General features: G+C 59.2%; 16 protein-coding genes. 7 read left to right on the plus strand and 9 right to left on the minus strand.

What is annotated here, in order from left to right:
• Window positions 1–2 precede the first annotated feature (2 nt).
• On the plus strand, window positions 3–746 hold the full coding sequence (gene cobA, locus AC4PS6_RS22010) for a uroporphyrinogen-III C-methyltransferase (protein ID WP_019820539.1): 744 nt from the start codon (window positions 3–5) through the stop codon (window positions 744–746).
• A 60-nt stretch (window positions 747–806) separates the two neighbouring features.
• On the opposite strand, the gene AC4PS6_RS22015 is transcribed toward cobA, so the two are convergent.
• The 8 genes from AC4PS6_RS22015 to ppsA form a co-directional block, all read right to left on the minus strand.
• Window positions 807–1,787: an OmpA family protein gene (locus tag AC4PS6_RS22015; protein WP_019820540.1), complete on the minus strand. Its 981-nt coding sequence runs from the start codon at window positions 1,785–1,787 to the stop codon at window positions 807–809.
• Between the two features lie 107 nt (window positions 1,788–1,894).
• The gene (sigX, locus tag AC4PS6_RS22020; protein ID WP_003193286.1) at window positions 1,895–2,485 is read right to left on the minus strand and encodes an RNA polymerase sigma factor SigX; all 591 of its coding nucleotides are present in this window, start codon (window positions 2,483–2,485) and stop codon (window positions 1,895–1,897) included.
• A gap of 87 nt (window positions 2,486–2,572) precedes the next feature.
• Window positions 2,573–3,397 (minus strand): mechanosensitive ion channel family protein, encoded by an 825-nt coding sequence (locus tag AC4PS6_RS22025; RefSeq protein WP_003193288.1) that lies wholly within the window; start codon window positions 3,395–3,397, stop codon window positions 2,573–2,575.
• Window positions 3,398–3,399: 2 nt separating this feature from the next.
• Window positions 3,400–3,645, minus strand: coding sequence for a hypothetical protein (locus AC4PS6_RS22030; protein ID WP_014719486.1), 246 nt, complete (start codon window positions 3,643–3,645; stop codon window positions 3,400–3,402).
• An 86-nt stretch (window positions 3,646–3,731) separates the two neighbouring features.
• Window positions 3,732–4,727, minus strand: a complete 996-nt coding sequence (locus AC4PS6_RS22035; RefSeq protein ID WP_014719487.1) for a zinc transporter ZntB — start codon at window positions 4,725–4,727, stop codon at window positions 3,732–3,734.
• A gap of 25 nt (window positions 4,728–4,752) precedes the next feature.
• Complete coding sequence (gene rraA, locus AC4PS6_RS22040; RefSeq protein WP_014719488.1) at window positions 4,753–5,244, minus strand: ribonuclease E activity regulator RraA; 492 nt, start codon at window positions 5,242–5,244, stop codon at window positions 4,753–4,755.
• A gap of 229 nt (window positions 5,245–5,473) precedes the next feature.
• Complete coding sequence (locus AC4PS6_RS22045; protein WP_336826931.1) at window positions 5,474–6,463, minus strand: alpha/beta fold hydrolase; 990 nt, start codon at window positions 6,461–6,463, stop codon at window positions 5,474–5,476.
• 106 nt (window positions 6,464–6,569) lie between these two features.
• Complete coding sequence (gene ppsA / locus AC4PS6_RS22050; RefSeq protein ID WP_003193296.1) at window positions 6,570–8,945, minus strand: phosphoenolpyruvate synthase; 2,376 nt, start codon at window positions 8,943–8,945, stop codon at window positions 6,570–6,572.
• Window positions 8,946–9,123: 178 nt separating this feature from the next.
• Here ppsA and ppsR point away from each other — a divergent pair, with 178 nt between their 5' ends.
• On the plus strand, window positions 9,124–9,942 hold the full coding sequence (ppsR, locus tag AC4PS6_RS22055; RefSeq protein WP_003193298.1) for a posphoenolpyruvate synthetase regulatory kinase/phosphorylase PpsR: 819 nt from the start codon (window positions 9,124–9,126) through the stop codon (window positions 9,940–9,942).
• A 140-nt stretch (window positions 9,943–10,082) separates the two neighbouring features.
• Here ppsR and AC4PS6_RS22060 read toward each other — a convergent pair whose 3' ends face one another.
• Complete coding sequence (locus AC4PS6_RS22060; RefSeq protein WP_014719490.1) at window positions 10,083–11,507, minus strand: aminotransferase-like domain-containing protein; 1,425 nt, start codon at window positions 11,505–11,507, stop codon at window positions 10,083–10,085.
• A 109-nt stretch (window positions 11,508–11,616) separates the two neighbouring features.
• Between AC4PS6_RS22060 and AC4PS6_RS22065 the strand changes: the two genes are divergently transcribed.
• The 5 genes from AC4PS6_RS22065 to AC4PS6_RS22085 are packed head-to-tail and all read left to right on the plus strand — an operon-like array spanning window position 11,617 to window position 17,139.
• On the plus strand, window positions 11,617–12,561 hold the full coding sequence (locus AC4PS6_RS22065; RefSeq protein ID WP_019820549.1) for a DMT family transporter: 945 nt from the start codon (window positions 11,617–11,619) through the stop codon (window positions 12,559–12,561).
• Window positions 12,562–12,584: 23 nt separating this feature from the next.
• On the plus strand, window positions 12,585–14,447 hold the full coding sequence (gene moeB / locus AC4PS6_RS22070) for a molybdopterin-synthase adenylyltransferase MoeB (protein ID WP_060767352.1): 1,863 nt from the start codon (window positions 12,585–12,587) through the stop codon (window positions 14,445–14,447).
• A gap of 16 nt (window positions 14,448–14,463) precedes the next feature.
• Window positions 14,464–15,378, plus strand: coding sequence for a PLP-dependent cysteine synthase family protein (locus AC4PS6_RS22075; protein WP_003193306.1), 915 nt, complete (start codon window positions 14,464–14,466; stop codon window positions 15,376–15,378).
• 37 nt (window positions 15,379–15,415) lie between these two features.
• Window positions 15,416–16,408, plus strand: a complete 993-nt coding sequence (locus AC4PS6_RS22080; RefSeq protein WP_019820551.1) for a serine O-acetyltransferase — start codon at window positions 15,416–15,418, stop codon at window positions 16,406–16,408.
• A gap of 2 nt (window positions 16,409–16,410) precedes the next feature.
• Window positions 16,411–17,139, plus strand: a complete 729-nt coding sequence (locus AC4PS6_RS22085; protein ID WP_336826930.1) for an alanyl-tRNA editing protein — start codon at window positions 16,411–16,413, stop codon at window positions 17,137–17,139.
• Window positions 17,140–17,265: the final 126 nt, after the last annotated feature.

The following is a 17,265-nucleotide window of genomic DNA, read 5'->3' on the forward strand; positions in this document are numbered from 1 at the left end:
ACATGAGCGCAAAAGTGTGGCTGGTAGGCGCAGGTCCGGGTGACCCGGAGTTGCTGACCCTGAAAGCGGTCCGGGCCCTGCAGGCAGCGGACGTCGTGCTGATTGATGATCTGGTCAACCCGGCAGTACTGGAACACTGCACCAGCGCTCGGGTGATTACCGTCGGCAAGCGCGGGGGATGTCGTTCTACCCCGCAGGATTTCATTCACCGCCTGATGTTGCGTTATGCACGCCAGGGCAAGTGCGTAGTACGCCTTAAAGGCGGTGACCCGTGTATTTTTGGCCGCGGTGGCGAGGAGGCAACCTGGCTGCGCGAGCGTGGTGTCGAGGTGGAATTGGTCAATGGCATCACCTCAGGGCTGGCCGGAGCAACCCAGTGCGATATCCCGTTGACCTTGCGCGGGGTGAGCCGTGGAGTGACCTTGGTCACCGCGCATACCCAGGATGACAGTAGCTTGAACTGGCGTGCGCTGGCGGAGGGTGGAACCACGCTGGTGGTGTATATGGGTGTGGCGAAGCTGGAAGAAATCCGCGAACAGCTGCTCAACGGCGGCATGGCTGCGGATATGCCGGTGGCAATGATCGAAAACGCTTCATTGCCCCAGCAACGCGAATGCCGCAGCTCCTTGGCGGCCATGCATGAAGCGGCAAAAACCTTTGCGCTGAAGAGCCCGGCCATCCTGGTGATTGGCCAGGTTGCCGGCGCCGCACAGATGGCTAGCATCGCCGCTGCGGCAAGCGCCTGAGGCAAATCGCAGGCGAAAAAAAGCCCGGCCTGAGCCGGGCTTTTCTTTACTACTCAGTAATTACTGAGCGGTAGCTTCAACCGACGCTTCTACGCGACGGTTAACAGCGCGACCAGCTTCAGTTGCGTTGTCAGCAACTGGGCGGGATTCGCCGTAACCAACAGCAGTTACACGGCTAGGAGCAACGCCGTCTTTAACCAGGACTTGCTTAACAGCGTCAGCACGACGCTGGGACAGCTTCTGGTTGTAAGCGTCTGGACCTACGGAGTCAGTGTGACCAGCAACTTCTACGTTGGTAGCTGGGTACTGAGCCATGAAGTCGGCCAGGTTTTTAACGTCGCCGTAGCTGTTAGGCTTAACAACGGCCTTGTCGAAGTCGAACTTAACGTCCAGCTCAACACGAACAACCTGAGCAACCGGAGCTTCTGGCTCTGGAACTGGCTCTGGAGCTGGTGCTGGGGTAGGAGCTGGAGCAGCTGCGCCAGCGTTACCGCCGAAGTTCACGCCCAAGCCAACCAGTGCGGAGTAGTCCCACTTGCCGTTGTCCAGACCGTAGTCAGCTTCAACACCAGCACGAGCGTACAGGTTGTTGGTGAAGTAGTACTTCACGCCGGTACCGATGGTAGCGAAAGTGGTCTGGTCGCGACCGCTGTGGCCGTCAGCCTGAACGTTGGTACGGCTCTGGTGGCCGAAACCGCCTTCAACGTATGGACGCAGGCTATCAACGCCAGCCTGACCGAAGTGGTACTGAGCAACGAGGCTGCCAGTGTCACCTTTGATCTTCTGGTTGCCAGTGCCGTCGTTCGAACGGGTGTGGTTGGTCTTGTCGTACGACAGATTCAACGACAGATCGTCGGTCAGGAAGTAACCAATGCGAGCGCCTGGGTTGAAGCCGTCTTCGATGTGCTTAACGCTATCGTTGTACTGCTTCTTGTAGAACAGCTCGCCTTCAACTGCGCCTTGGCCTTGTGCCAGAACGCCGAAAGAAGTAGCGGCAATAAGAGAACCAATGGCCAAGCCCAAGGTGTTTTTCAGTTTCATCCGTTAAATCCCCATCTGGTGATTGTAAAGCAGTCCCACAAACCGGGGGACAACTCGGCGACAAGTCTAACAGAACTTGCCTACACGTAAGAGATATTTGCTACGCACTAAGTTTCAGTCTCGCCCGCAAATTTCTCACGTAATTTATCAAGAGCACGCTTGTACCGCATTTTTGTAGCACTCAAACCCATATGCATGATGTCAGCGATTTCCTGAAATTCCAGCTCTGCGACAAATCGAAGCACCAGAATTTCGCGGTCAATCGGGTTCACATGCACCAACCAGCGATCAAGTCCGCCCTTTTCCTCGGGTGCCGGCGCCTTCTCTTCAGACGCCTCCTCAAGGGGGTCCAGACTCAAAGCGTCCATCAAGCGACGCTTTCGCCGTTCCTTCCGATACTGCGTGATGCACTCGTTGTAGGTGATGCTGTACAGCCAGGTCTTGAACTTCGATTTGCCCTCGAAGTTCTTCAGGCCGTATAGCACCTTGAGCATCACTTCCTGACAGACATCATCCGCGTCTCTATCGTTCCCCAAATACCTTGAACAAACGTTGAACAGAGTGCGTTGATACCTGCGCATCAATTCTTCGTACGCGCGTGTTACGTGAAACAGCTCCGTGTGCGAGCGCGCGACCAACTCCTCATCAGAGAGCTCACGGGGGTCATAGCGCGTGGACAGCGTTTGGGCTTTATTCAAAACAAGTCGTGCCGACAGTCAGGTCAATGTCCGCTGCAACCCGGTCACCCGGGTTTGCGGCGGCGTACATTAGCAGGATTTGCCGGATTAGCGGCTACTGACCTGCTGCTCCAGGAGAATCCGGTTGGACAGCGACACCAGTTCCCCGTCATCGGTCAGCACGGTCGTCTTGACTGTGCCGATCTCCTCGATTTGCCCTTCGACCTCGCCCACACGCACCTGTTGCCCAACTTGATACAGCTCACGCACATAGATTCCCGCAAGAATCTGACCGGCAATTTCCCGGCTTCCCAACCCCATGGCCAGCGCAACTGCCAGACCAACGGTAATCAAAACAATCACAATCACGTGGTTGAGCAGGTCAGTTTTGACCTCCAGCTGGCTGATCGCGACGGAAATACTGATGATGATCACCAGCCCCTGGGCAATTCGTCCCAGGCCCGCTGCGTAGTCCAACCCCACGCCTTCGGCGGCCCCGCGCACCAGCCCGTTGGCCAGTTGCGCGAGTAGAACCCCCACCAGCAGCACCAGCGCGCCGCCGAAAACTTTCGGCAAATACAGTGCCAGCATGTCGAGCGTAGCTGAAACTCGCTCAAGTCCAAGGGACTGCGCTGCAGAAACCAGAAAAATAAGTAGAACGAACCAATAGACGATCTTGCCGATCAGAGTCGAAATCGGTACTTGCAACCCCGCGCGGCCGAGCAATTTGGTCAGGCCAGTGCCAGCCATCAGGCGATCGAGCCCCAGTTTGGCGAGCAATTTGGACAGCAGGGTATCGAGCAGCTTGGCCACGACAAAACCCAGCAATACCAGGACCAGGGCACCAAACAGGTTGGGAATGAAATTCGCCACCTTGGTCCACAATGCGGTCATCGCGGTGACCAGGCTCTGGGTCCAGAGATCAAGTTCCATATTCAATCAGCCTTATCAGCAGTGCTAGCAAGAGGTTTACGACGGGAAACCGGTGACACATGGGCCGAACCGTTGTTCAGGGCCATCATCAACGCCGGCAACCAACGCCCGAGCAGACCGAACAGGTCACCCGCCCCTACCTGACGGTTGGCGGTTTTCAGTACGCGGCCCAGGCAGGCATCGTCATCACGGTTGGATGGCGAAGCATTGAGCATGTCACGCAAAGACTGTTCGAACGGATCGTGCATAGAGACCTCTCGCAAGTGATTTAAAAGACGAGGGTAAAATTCATCGGGTCACATCGGCCCTTTCTTACGTTCAGGTCATATTCAGGTCAAACCCAGCGCAATCGTCGAAATAACCACCATTGCCCCAGTGCCACAGACACCATCAACAGGCACGCGATCATGAATCCATAAGGGCTGGCAGAGAACGGAATGCCGCCCACATTGATACCGAGCAAACCGGTAAGAAAACTCATCGGCAAGAAGATCCCGGTGATGATCCCGAAGCGGTACATGGTGCGGTTCATGCGCAGGCTCAAGCGCCGGTCTTCAGCCTCCAGCACAAGCCCCACGCGCTCTCTGGCCAATTCCAGCTCTTCCAGGTAACGGGTCAGGCTGTTGTGCAGTTCGTTCCAATAGTCGGCATCGTCGTCGCAGAACCACGCCAATTTGATTCGTGTCAGCTGGGCGAAAATATCCCGCTGGGGGGCCAGGAAGCGCTTGAGTCCGGCGGCTCTTCGACGGATCTGCAGAACGCTGCCGTGCTCCGGAGTATACCGTTCGTCGGCATCGAGTTTTTCTTCCTCGGAATCGACGATTTCAGACAAGCCGGCGACCAGATCCTGCACTTTGTTGGTCAGGTACTGAGCCATATAAAGGATGAGTTCAGACGCCGTCTTGGGGCCTTTGCCGTCTGCCAGTTGCACCAGCAACTCATCGGTAGCGCGCAAGGGGCGCAAACGCAGGGAAATCACTCGGTTGGCGGCGGCGAAAATGCGCACCGACACCATGTCTTCCGGCTCCGCGCCTGGGTTGAGATTGATCCCGCGCAGAAACAGCAGCAATTCGGCGTCCGGCAGCGGCAACAGCCGTGGACGGGTGTTTTCCTCCAGCAGCAGGTCACAGGCAAACTCGCTCAGGCCGCTGGATTTGCGCAGCCAGGTCTGGGTTTGAGGATGGCTGCGATCCCAGTGCAGCCACAGGCTTTCCTGGGGCTGCAGCTGCAAATCGTCGAGCTCAGTCCGGGCAATCGAACGCGCACCGCCTTTACCGTCCAGCACCAGGGCATGCACCAGTCCCCATTGCGCGTTTTCTTCTTCGAACATCCTCACCCCGATCGGTTGCGGCAGTTTATTCAGGCATTTTCAGCGGGCTGGGTGACACGATCACCCCGTTGTTATCGGCATAAATGTACTCACCGGGGCGGAACGTCACGCCTGCGAATGTCACCGGGACGTTCAGGTCGCCAAGGCCGCGCTTGTCGGTTTTTTTCGGATGAGAGGCCAGGGCCTGCACACCCAGGTCGGTCTGAGCGATGACGTCGACGTCACGGATGCACCCGTAGATCACCAGCCCTTCCCAACCATTTTTCGCGGCTTTCTCGGCAATCATGTCACCCAGCAACGCGCAGCGCAGGGAACCACCACCGTCGACCACCAGCACTTTGCCAGCGCCCGGCAGGTCAGCCTGCGCCTTGACCAGGGAGTTATCCTCGAAGCATTTGAGGGTGACAATCTCGCCACCAAAGGAGTCTCGGCCACCGAAGTTGCTGAACATCGGCTCCACTACCTGCACCAGCTCCGGGTAGGCGTCACACAGGTCGGGGGTCACGTAATGGTTCATCGAGAAACTCCTGTCATCAAAGAAGAGGTCGAACATCCACGGTGTACATCAAGAAAACGCCCCGCGACAGGCATTCTTTAAATGCCTGGGCGTTGGCGGCGGCCATGATCAAACCCGGTTCAGCGTAACGCAATACACGTTGCGCGACTGAATATGACCAGAAGCGCGTGGCGCGTCATATCTTAGCCGCAACCATTCAAGAGTGAAACGCCCTTGGTAGAGCGTTTCGTCAAACCACTGCGGACACTTCGGGCTGCGTACCCAGCAAGGGTGTCAGCGGGTCGTTCACCCAGCGCTCGACCAAAGGCCACACTTGGGCCTGTGCGGCTTTGCTGACCAGCATCTGCACATGCCCGAAATCCTCGCTGAAACCCTGCTGACGCCCCAGGCACAGGTACTGGCGATGCTCGCTGCCCACTTGCTCGAAGAGCTTGCGGCAGGCCCAGTCCGGGTCTTGCCGGTCGCCCGCTGCGCTCACCGCCAACAGCGGCACATCGACCTGCGCCAAGCCTTTCCACCAGTCATGCTCGGCATCGCCAAACCGGCCGAACAGGCCGTTCCAACGCATCGCTTCGATCATCACGCCGGCCGGCTCGTCCTCGGGCCCACGCTTGAAGCGCGGGCCGGACAGATGGGCAAGGCGCTTGAGGATAAAGCGACCGCTCCACTCCACCGGTGGAATTTTCAACGGCCAGTGGGTGCGACTGACCTGGCAGCCGAACAACGCCACCGAGGCCACCGCTGATGCATCCAAGTGCTGCCCACCCAAGGCCGCAGCCAGGGTAGTGGCACCGAGGGAATGCCCGATCCAGTGCGGAATCTGCCCACTTTGCTCACACACAAACGCCCCCACGGCCGGCAAATCGTAGCGCGCGTAATCGGCGACACGGTTTCTGGCGTAGTCGTGATTGCGCTTGGACAAACCATGGCCGCGCATTTCCGGGATCCACACATCAAATCCGCGACGCGCCAGGTAAGCCCCCAGGCCGATACCTTTGGGCGAATACCAGAAACGCCGATTGGAAAAACTGCCATGCAACAAAATAATCGGCGTGCCCCGGTTTTCAGGGACATCGGCCAGGCCCAAACGGGTAACCGCCAACTCGACGGTGCCGTCCGGGCTGTTACCGGGTTTGAGCCGGTATACGTCTTCACTCAGGTCGCCGCGACGTTCAGCGCTGATCAGGGCGACAGGAAACAGATGGCTGCTGCTTTGCATAATGCTCTTGCACAAAAAAGGGCGGCGTCCGCAAGGATTCCCGCCCTGTACAGATAAGAATGCCGGTCACCCGCAACGAGTGACCGGCACTTTTGACCACGCGATCTTAGGCGGACGCTTGGCCTTCAGCCAGGAAGAACCAGGTTTCCAGCACGGAATCGGGGTTCAGCGAGACGCTCTCGATCCCCTGCTCCATCAGCCATTTAGCCAGGTCCGGGTGGTCCGAAGGGCCTTGGCCGCAGATACCGATGTACTTGCCAGCCTTGTTACAGGCCTGGATGGCGTTGGCCAGCAGCTTCTTGACCGCTGGGTTACGCTCGTCGAACAGGTGGGCGATGATCCCAGAGTCGCGGTCCAGGCCCAAGGTCAACTGGGTCAGGTCGTTGGAACCGATGGAGAAACCGTCGAAGAACTCCAGGAACTCTTCAGCCAGGATGGCGTTGGACGGCAATTCGCACATCATGATCACGCGCAGGCCGTTCTCGCCACGGGTCAGGCCGTTTTCTGCCAGCAGGTCCACGACCTGGCTCGCTTCGCCCAGGGTGCGCACGAAGGGCACCATGATCTCGACGTTGGTCAGGCCCATCTCGTTGCGCACGCGCTTGAGCGCACGGCATTCAAGCTCGAAGCAGTCACGGAAGGCTTCGCTGATGTAACGCGAGGCGCCGCGGAAACCCAGCATCGGGTTTTCTTCTTCCGGCTCGTAGAGCTTGCCGCCGATCAGGTTCGCGTATTCATTGGACTTGAAGTCCGACAGGCGCACGATCACCTTTTTCGGGTAGAACGCCGCAGCCAGGGTGCTGATGCCTTCGACCAGTTTCTCGACGTAGAAACCTACCGGGTCGTTGTAGCCGGCGATGCGCTTGTCGACGCTTTCCTTGATGTCCAGCGGCAGGCCGTCATAGTTCAGCAGTGCCTTGGGGTGCACGCCGATCATGCGGTTGATGATGAATTCCAGGCGGGCCAGGCCCACGCCGGCGTTCGGCAACTGGGCGAAATCAAAGGCGCGGTCCGGGTTGCCGACGTTCATCATGATCTTGAACGGCAGGTCGGGCATGGCGTCGATGGAGTTTTGCTTGATATCGAAGCCCAGCTCACCTTCGAAGATAAAGCCGGTATCGCCTTCGGCGCAGGACACGGTCACACCCTGGCCATCCTTGAGCAGTTGGGTGGCGTTGCCGCAACCCACGACTGCCGGAATCCCCAGCTCACGGGCAATGATCGCCGCGTGGCAGGTACGCCCGCCACGGTTGGTAACAATGGCACTGGCGCGCTTCATCACCGGTTCCCAGTCTGGGTCGGTCATGTCGGAAACCAGTACGTCACCCGGCTGGACCTTGTCCATCTCGGACACGTCCTTGATGATCCGCACCTTGCCTGCGCCAATGCGCTGGCCAATGGCACGGCCTTCCACCAGCACGGTGCCCGTTTCCTTGAGCAGGTAGCGCTCCATGACGTTGGCCGAAGTGCGGCTCTTCACGGTTTCCGGGCGAGCCTGCACGATGTAAAGCTTGCCGTCGTCACCGTCCTTGGCCCACTCGATGTCCATCGGGCACTTGTAGTGCTTTTCGATGATCATCGCTTGTTTGGCCAACTCGCTGACTTCAGCGTCGGTCAGGCAGAAACGCGCACGCTCGGCCTTGTCGACTTCAACGGTTTTGACCGAGCGACCGGCCTTGGCCTCGTCGCCGTAGATCATCTTGATGGCCTTGCTGCCCAGGTTACGGCGCAGGATGGCCGGGCGGCCCGCTTCGAGGGTGCCCTTGTGTACGTAGAATTCGTCCGGGTTGACCGCGCCTTGTACGACGGTTTCGCCCAGGCCGTAGGCGCCGGTGATAAACACCACGTCACGGAAACCGGATTCGGTATCCAGGGTGAACATCACACCGGCAGTGCCGGTTTCCGAACGCACCATGCGCTGCACGCCGGCAGACAGGGCCACCAGCTTGTGGTCGAAACCCTGGTGTACGCGGTAGGAGATCGCACGGTCGTTAAAGAGGGAGGCAAACACTTCCTTGGCCGCGCGGATCACGTTTTCGACGCCGCGAATGTTGAGGAAGGTTTCCTGCTGGCCGGCAAAGGAGGCGTCCGGCAAGTCTTCGGCGGTGGCCGAGGAACGCACGGCGACGGCCATGTCCGGGTTACCGGCCGACAGGGTGGCGAAGGCGGTGCGAATTTCTTCGTTGAGCTTCTCGGGGAACTCGGCTTCCATGATCCACTGGCGGATCTGGGCGCCGGTCTTGGCCAGGGCGTTGACGTCATCGACGTCCAGGGCGTCCAGCGCGGCGTGGATCTGGGCGTTGAGGCCGCTCAGCTCTAGGAAGTCGCGGTAAGCCTGGGCCGTGGTGGCGAAACCACCGGGCACCGAGACACCAGCGCCTGCAAGATTACTGATCATCTCGCCGAGGGATGCGTTCTTGCCCCCCACATGCTCTACATCATGGACGCCGAGCTTATCGAGGGAAACTACGTACTCTACCAAGGTGATCTCTCCACTTTCTGTGTTGGAAAAGCTCAGGAGGCGGGTTGCTCAGTAGGAGCTAACGCCAGCGCTTGTGGCCTGGACCTGGAAAATAAGTGAGAATGCGGCCCACTGCGGGACGGCAAAATCGCGCCTATCATATCCAAGATTCGCCATCAGCTTAAGGCCCAGGGCTCAAATGAAACGATCTGCTTTCTTTATTTCCGACGGCACCGGCATCACAGCCGAAACATTGGGCCAGAGCCTGCTCGCGCAGTTCGAAAACATTACCTTCGCCAAATTCACCCGGCCTTATATAGACAGCGTGGATAAAGCGCGGGCCATGGTACAACAAATCAATCTGGCGGCTGAAAAAGACGGTTTTCGCCCGATCATTTTCGACACCATCGTCAATCAAGACATTCGTGAGATTCTCGCAACGTCGAATGGTTTCATGATCGACATTTTCTCTACCTTCCTGGCGCCGTTGGAACAGGAGTTGAGTGAACACTCCTCCTATTCCGTCGGAAAGTCCCATTCCATCGGGCATAACTCCAACTATATGGAGCGTATCGAGGCGGTGAACTTCGCCCTCGACAACGACGACGGCGCCCGCACCCACTACTACGACAAGGCCGACCTGATCCTGGTGGGCGTGTCGCGTTGCGGCAAGACCCCCACCTGCCTGTACATGGCCATGCAATTCGGTATTCGTGCGGCCAACTATCCGCTGACCGAAGATGACATGGAACACCTGACCCTGCCCGCCGCCTTGCGCGCGCACTCACACAAACTGTTCGGCCTGACCATCGACCCGGACCGGCTGACCGCCATCCGCAACGAACGCAAGCCCAACAGCCGCTACTCCAGCTATGCCCAGTGCGAATTTGAAGTGCGGGAAGTAGAAAATCTGTTCCGTCGCGAAAATATTGCGCACATCAATTCCACGCATTTTTCGGTGGAAGAGATTTCGGCGAAGATTCTGGTGGAGAAGGGTGTGGAGCGGCGCTTCAAGTGATCTCTGTCGCCTGATCTGATCGTTCCCACGCTCTGCGTGGGAACGCCGCCTGGGACGCTCCGCGTCCCGCAATAGCGACGCGGAGCGTCGCAAGATGCATCCCCACGCAGAGCGTGGGAACGAGCAACGGTAACGCGGATTTACAGATGAAACCGCCCGCCCCCCTGCCCCAGCGCCGTCGCCAGCGCGTCAAACCCCTCGCGCAATAACTGATCATCGCCCGACGTGTTGCAGATACTCGCCCGAATAAACTGCGGCACCGCCGTCTGCCCCACGGCAAAAGCCTCGGCGGTGGCGATCAGGTAATTGTTCTGCTTGAGCTCCGCCTCGATTTCCGAGGCCCGCCAGGGCTCCGGTACTTCGATCCAGAAGTGCGGGCTGTTGAGGTGGGTGCGATAGGCCAAGCCGTTCAATAAATCTTCGACTAACGTCTTGCGGCGGCTGATCTCGTTGATCTGCTGACGCAACAAATATTCCGCCGTGCCGTTTTCAATCCACTGGGTCGCCAGCTCCAGAGTCACAGGTGTGGCCATCCAGCAGGTCGAACGCAGCGCCGCAGAAATGCGACTGACCAGCGCCGGCGGCGCATGCACGTAGCCCACCCGCAAACCAGCCGACACCGCCTTGCTCAGGCTGCTGATCAAGATCGTACGCTCAGGCGCGAAATAGCTGAGGGGCGGCGGACGGTCCTCCACCAGCACACCGTGGGCTTCGTCCTCCAGAATCAGCAGGTTATGTTCGCGACACACCCTGGCCAAGGCTTCGCGGCGCGCCACCGACAACACGGCGGTGGTCGGATTCTGGATAGTCGGCGTGCAATACAACGCCGAAATCCGGTGATTGCGACAGACCTCATCCAGCGCCGTGGGCAGCACACCTTCCTCGTCCATCTCCAGGCCGATCAGCCGCACCCCCAGCATACGCGCAGCGGTAATCAGCCCGGGATAAGTCAACTGCTCGGTGACCACCGTATCGCCAGCACGCAGCAGCGCCATCATCGCGCACAGCAAGCCATGCTGACCGCCGTTGACGCAGATGACCTGCTCGGGAATCGGATGAAACTCGCGCTGCACCAGCCACTGCGCGCCCGCTTCACGGTAACGCGGCAGGCCGGCGTCGGGGGTGTAGGCGCTGATGTCCTGGAGGAACTTGGCATTATTCGACAGGGTTTGAAAGCTCTGGGCGAGAAACACCGTCTCTTGCCCGGGAATGTGCATGTTGCGGCTCATGTCGAAGTACTGGCGCGGCTCCTCGCTGAAATTACGAAAGCCCTCATCACGCTGGCGCTCCATCCCACGCTTGCGCACGAAGGTGCCGTCACCCACCCGTGCAACCACCAGGCCCAGGCGCTCCAATTCACCGTAAGCCCGGCTGATGGTGCCGATGGTCACGCCTAAATTGTCGGAAAGCACCCGATGGGGCGGCAGTTTTCGTCCCGGTTCAATCAAGCCTTCGAGGATGCCCCGTTCCATCACATCGGACAGGCGCTTGTACTTCACGCCCTGCCCGTTGGACAAGCCCTCACGCATAATTGACACCATGTCAATATTTGTTTTGACAGCCATCTTTCGCCCTAATAGTGTGCTTTTACGGGTTCAATCGCCGATAAACATAACTCATTACAAGTTCAATATAGAGTTCAATTCCGGCTCAGGGAAGCAATAAACGATGCCAATGTCCGCCGTTCTCGAAAACACTGCAAAAACAAAAACGCAAAAACAGTGGCTCGCCGGGCTGGTGACCAGCGTGATGTTCCTGATCGTGTGCCTGAGTTGGGGCACCACGTGGCTGGGCATCAAGATCGCCGTCGAGAGCGTGCCGCCGCTGACATCCGCCGGCCTGCGCTTTCTCATCGCGTTTCCGCTGTTCCTGTGTTTTGCCATGGTGCGCCGTGAGCCGATCCTGTTTCCCCGGGAAAGCCGCTGGTTCTTCGTGTTTGTGACCCTGTCTTACTTCAGCGTTCCCTACTATTTGCTCAACTACGGCGAAATGCATGTGTCGTCGGGCCTCACCGCCCTGCTGTTCAGTTGCATGCCGGTATTCATCCTGATCTTCTCGGCGCTGTTCCTGCGCGAGCGCATCTATTTTTCCCAGGTGGTCGGCATCGGCATCGGTTTCGGCAGCCTTTACATGATCATCAAGAGCCAGGGCCTGCACCTGGACCACGCCGAGTTCTTCGGGGTACTGGCCATTCTGAGCGCCGCGATCATGCACGCCTTGTGCTATGTCATTACCAAGCAAAAAGGCAGCGCCATCAGCGTCATCACCTACAACACCCTGCCCATCGGCATTGCCGGGCTGATGCTGTTCCTGGCCGGCCTGTGGTTTGAAACACCAACGTTCGACGCCATTACCCTGCGCTCCTGGAGCGCGCTGTTCTACCTGGGGCTGGTGGCCTCGGTGGGCGGGTTCATTGTGTATTTCATGCTGCTCAAGCGCCTGAGCCCGATCATCCTGTCGTTCGTGTTCATCATCTTCCCGGTGTTCGCGGTCATCATCGGTGCCTGGTACGAAGGCGTGGAAATTTCCCGCGACCTGATGCTGTACTCGGCGATCCTGCTGGCCGGCTTTGCGATCACCAAGTTGCCGATCGAAAAACTCATGGCCAAGAAAAAGTGACCCTCAATCAACGCGAGAGAAACATGGACGTCCTCCGCCCCACCGCCCTGGAACAGATCTACGCCCACGCCAGCCGCAGCTACCCCGAGGAGTGCTGTGGTTTCGTCTTCGCCGACGGCAGCGTGTACCTGGGCAGCAATATCCAGAATGAACTGCACCGCAAGAACCCCGAGATGTACCCACGCAGCGCGGCCAATGGCTACACCTTTTCGGTGGCCGACACCCTGCTGATGAACAAGGCGTTTCGCAGTGACAACCCGGTGGTAGTGATTTACCACTCACACCCGGATGTGGGCGCCTATTTCAGTGACGAAGACCAGGACAAGGCACTGTTCCTGGGCGAGCCGATCTTCCCCGTCAGCTACTTGGTGGTGGATGTCCGCCAGGGCCAGGCCCTGGGCTCCAAGCTGTTTGCCTGGGATGGCAAGCATTTCTCCCTTCAACCTTTCAACGACCTGCACACGGAGTTGTCCATGAACGCTGTCTCTTTCCCCGACATTCTGGTTCGCGTGGCCAAGCTGCCGGAATCGACCCTTGAGGGCGCCGGATCGACATTGCGCGAAGTCATTGAAAATCTCTGCACCCATCACCCCCAATTGCGTCAGCACCTGTTCCATGAAAAGAACGACCAGCTCAAGGAACACTTCCTGTTTACCGCCGAGGAGGCGTTGATCGACGCCGATGAACCCCTGCCAGCAAAAGCCCGGATCGAAGTGTTGCTCGCCACTTCAGGTGGCATGGACATCGATGCCCTGAGCAACGAAGAAGTGCAGCGCTATGTGCGCCACATCACCCTGCCAGGCGTCGGCCGCGAAGGCCAATTGAACCTGAAGAAAGCCAAGGTGCTGGTCATCGGTACCGGCGGCCTGGGCTCGCCCATCAGCCTGTACCTGGCGGCGGCCGGCATCGGCACCCTGGGGCTGGTGGACTTTGATGTGGTGGAAAGCAGCAACCTGCAACGCCAGATCGTGCATGGCAACAGCACCCTGGGCATGCCCAAGGTCGAGTCCGCCAAGCAGCGCCTGCTGGACCTCAATCCGCATATCCAGATCAACGCGTACAACACCGCGCTCAACAGCGACAACGCCCTGGCACTGGTGGGCGCCTATGACCTGGTGATCGACGGCACCGACAATTTCGACACCCGCTACCTGGTCAACGACGCCTGTGTGCAGCTGGGTAAACCCTTGGTGTACGGCGCCATCTACCGTTTCGACGGGCAGATCAGCGTGCTCAACTATAAAGGTGGGCCGTGCTATCGCTGCCTGTTCCCCAAGGCCCCACCCGCAGAGCTGGCGCCCAATTGCAGCGCGGGCGGTGTGATCGGCGTGTTGCCGGGCGTGGTCGGTATGATCCAGGCCACCGAGGCGATCAAATTACTGATCGGCATTGGCGAACCCTTGTCCGGCCGCTTGATGCGCTTCGACGCGCTGGCGATGAAGTTCAGCGAGATCCGCTTCAAGCGCCGCGCTGACTGCCCCTGCTGCTCGGACCTGCGCCACAGCGAAACCGTCGCGCCGGCCACCTGCGCCGATGCCTTACCGAGCCAGCCCTCCCTGGCCGCGGAACGCTACATCAAGCCCCAGGTACTCAAGCAAGTGCTCGAACACCCTAGCAGCGCCGATGTATTGCTGGACGTGCGTGACGCCAGCGAACTGGAAGTGTGCAAATTACCGGGCGTGGTGCATATCCCGCTGGCAGAACTGGATGGGCAGCTCGCCAGTCTGAGCCGCGACAACACCCACTACCTGATCTGCTACGCAGGCACCCGCGCCGAGCAAGCCGCCAGCACCCTGTTGGCCGCTGGCTTTGCCAACACCAAAGTCCTGCAGGGCGGCATGAAACATTGGGTTCGCGACGTCGAACCTGACATGCCGCTTTACTGAGAGTGGGGACGTGCTGATGCTGCATAACTCCATTCTCGACGTGATCGGCCAGACGCCGATCGTGCGTCTGGCCCAGTTTTCCGAAGACCTCGGCATCGAGGTCTACGCCAAGCTGGAGTCGCTCAACCCCGGTGGCAGCCACAAGGCGCGCATCGCCCTGGGCATGATCCTGGATGCCGAGCGCCGCGGTGTGCTGATCCGTGATTCCGGGCAGACCATCATCGAACCCAGTGGCGGCAACACCGGCATTGGCCTGGTGATGGCCGGCAATGTGCTGGGCTACAAAGTGGTGCTGGTGATCCCTGACAACTACAGCCCGGAAAAACAGAAGCTGCTGCGTCTGTACGGTGCGAGGGTAGTGCTGTCCGATAGCCGCCTGGGCAATAACTCCCACGGCGAAAAGTGCATGGAGCTGCAGTTGGAAAACCCCAACTACGTGATGCTCAACCAGCAACGCAATGGCGCCAACCCCCAAACCCACCGTGACACCACCGCCCCGGAAATCCTTCGCGCCTTCGGTGAACAGCGCGTGGATTACTTCGTCAGCGGCATTGGCACCGGGGGCCATATCACCGGTATCGGCGAAACCCTCAAGGCCGCCTGGCCCGCGCTGCGAGTGATGGGCGTAGAACCGGAAGAATGCGACCTGCTCAAAGACCGGCACGCGGCGCACGGGATCCAGGGCCTGTCGATCGGCCTGATCCCTAGCATCCTCAACCTGGACGTGATCGACGGCATGCTCAAGGTGTCGCACGCCGATTGCCTGGACATGATCAAACGCATCATGCGCACCGATGCCATCAGCCTGGGGCTGTCTTCGGCCGCCAACATGGTCGCCATCGCCCAACTCGCCCCCGAACTGCCGCCTGAAACGGTGGTGTTGACCATGGTCTACGACAATGCCGACAGCTACCTGCCCAGTTTCGAGTAACCGGGTTTTTAACCATCCAACATACGGGGGTGTCTCCATGGGGGGCTTTATCGACATGCAACAGCTGCACGATGAGTTGCTCACCCATCTCATCACCACCCTCACGCCCAGACAGATGAAGCAACTGGAGCCGCACCTGGCGCCGTTGATTCAGAACGCCGCGCAGGCGGTGGCCGAGGACCTGATTGCCTATGCCTATCGCGACCCCGCGTCCCGTGGGCGCGGTGAGTTGATCCTGGAATCCTACGCCTCGTTCAAGGCCGTGCTGTTCTACCGCCTTGCGCACCTGGTGTGGCATTTCCAGGGCCCAGACAACGGCGATTTTTCGCGCATGGCCCTCAAGCTGAGTAACCAGGGCAAGATCCTCTCCGGTGCCGAGATTCACCCGGCAGCGCGCATCGGCCGCCGATTTGTGCTGGACCATGGCTACGGCACCGTCATCGGCGAAACCTGCGTGATCGGCAACGACTGCTACATCCTCTGCGGCGTGACCCTGGGTGCGCGCGGTATTGCCAACAACCCGGACGGCAAACGCCACCCGCGCCTGGGCAACAACGTCGAAGTCGGCGCCGGCGCCCGGGTGCTGGGCTATGTTTCGATCGGCGATAACGTGTTTATCAGCCCCTCCTGCGTGATTACCCAAGACGTGCCGGCAGGCACCAAGGTCAAGGTGGTCAACCAGATCCAACTGCAAAAAAACGATGAATCGGACCACAGCAACTACCTCGGCGCCTTTGCCCTGGATGAGCGCTTGCACGTGGTGGGCGAAGTGAGTGCCGGCCACAAGGTCACCGTGCTGGACGCCGACTTTCATCCACTGCAAGGGCTGATGCTTGAACCCACGGTGAAAGAGCGGCATCACCTGCAGTTTCGTCTGCGTCGCCTCGACAACGACGAACAACTGCCACGCCTGCCGCTGAACCTGAAGGTGTGCGGGCCGGAATTTGAAATCACCCTGCTCTCTCCCCCTGGCTTGAGCGCACTGGTGCGCCACCTCTTGCAAGCCACCCCATTGATCGTCGGAGGTTGAACATGTCCGTGCATACCATGGAAACCCTGGCGCTGTTCGACAGCGCGCCCTACCAGAACGCCTTCAGCGCCCGGGTGATTGCCGTCAGCGAACAGGGTATCGCCCTGGAGCACACCCTGTTCTACCCCACCGGCGGCGGGCAACCAGGCGATACCGGTCACCTCACTCTGGCCGATGGCACACGGGTGGAAGTGACCGGCACCGTGCGCGATCCGGTGTTGCGCTCGATCATCTGGCACCAGGTGGACCACTACCCCGAACAGTTGGCCGCTGGCGTCCAGGTCGACGCTGGGCTGGATTGGGAGCGGCGCTACCAGCACATGAAGATGCACACTTGCCTGCACTTGCTGTGTTCGCTCATCGACGCGCCCGTGACCGGTTGCAGCATCAGCGCAGATAAAGGCCGCCTGGATTTCGACCTGCCAGAAATGACCTTGGACAAAGACCGCCTCACCCAAGACCTCAACGCCCTTATCGAACAAGCCCACGCGGTCAAAACTCTGTCGATGCCCGCCACCGAGTACGCGACCCTGCTGCAGATCACCCGCACCCAGGCGGTTGCGCCGCCGGTGGTCTCCGGTTCGGTCCGGGTGATTGAAATCCCCGGCATCGATATCCAGCCCTGCGGCGGTACCCATGTACTCAATACCGAGGAAATCGGCCGGGTGTTCTGCGAAAAGATCGAGAAGAAGAGCAAGCACAACCGCCGGGTGATACTGCGGTTTGAATAGATTCTGAAGCAGAACTTCAATCAACTGTGGGAGCTGGCTTGCCTGCGATAGCTGACATCCAGTCAATTCATGTGGGGCTGACACACCGCTATCGCAGGCAAGCCAGCTCCCACATTAACCGCGTTG

It is taken from the genome of Pseudomonas sp. DW-iso17, from assembly GCF_058725345.1.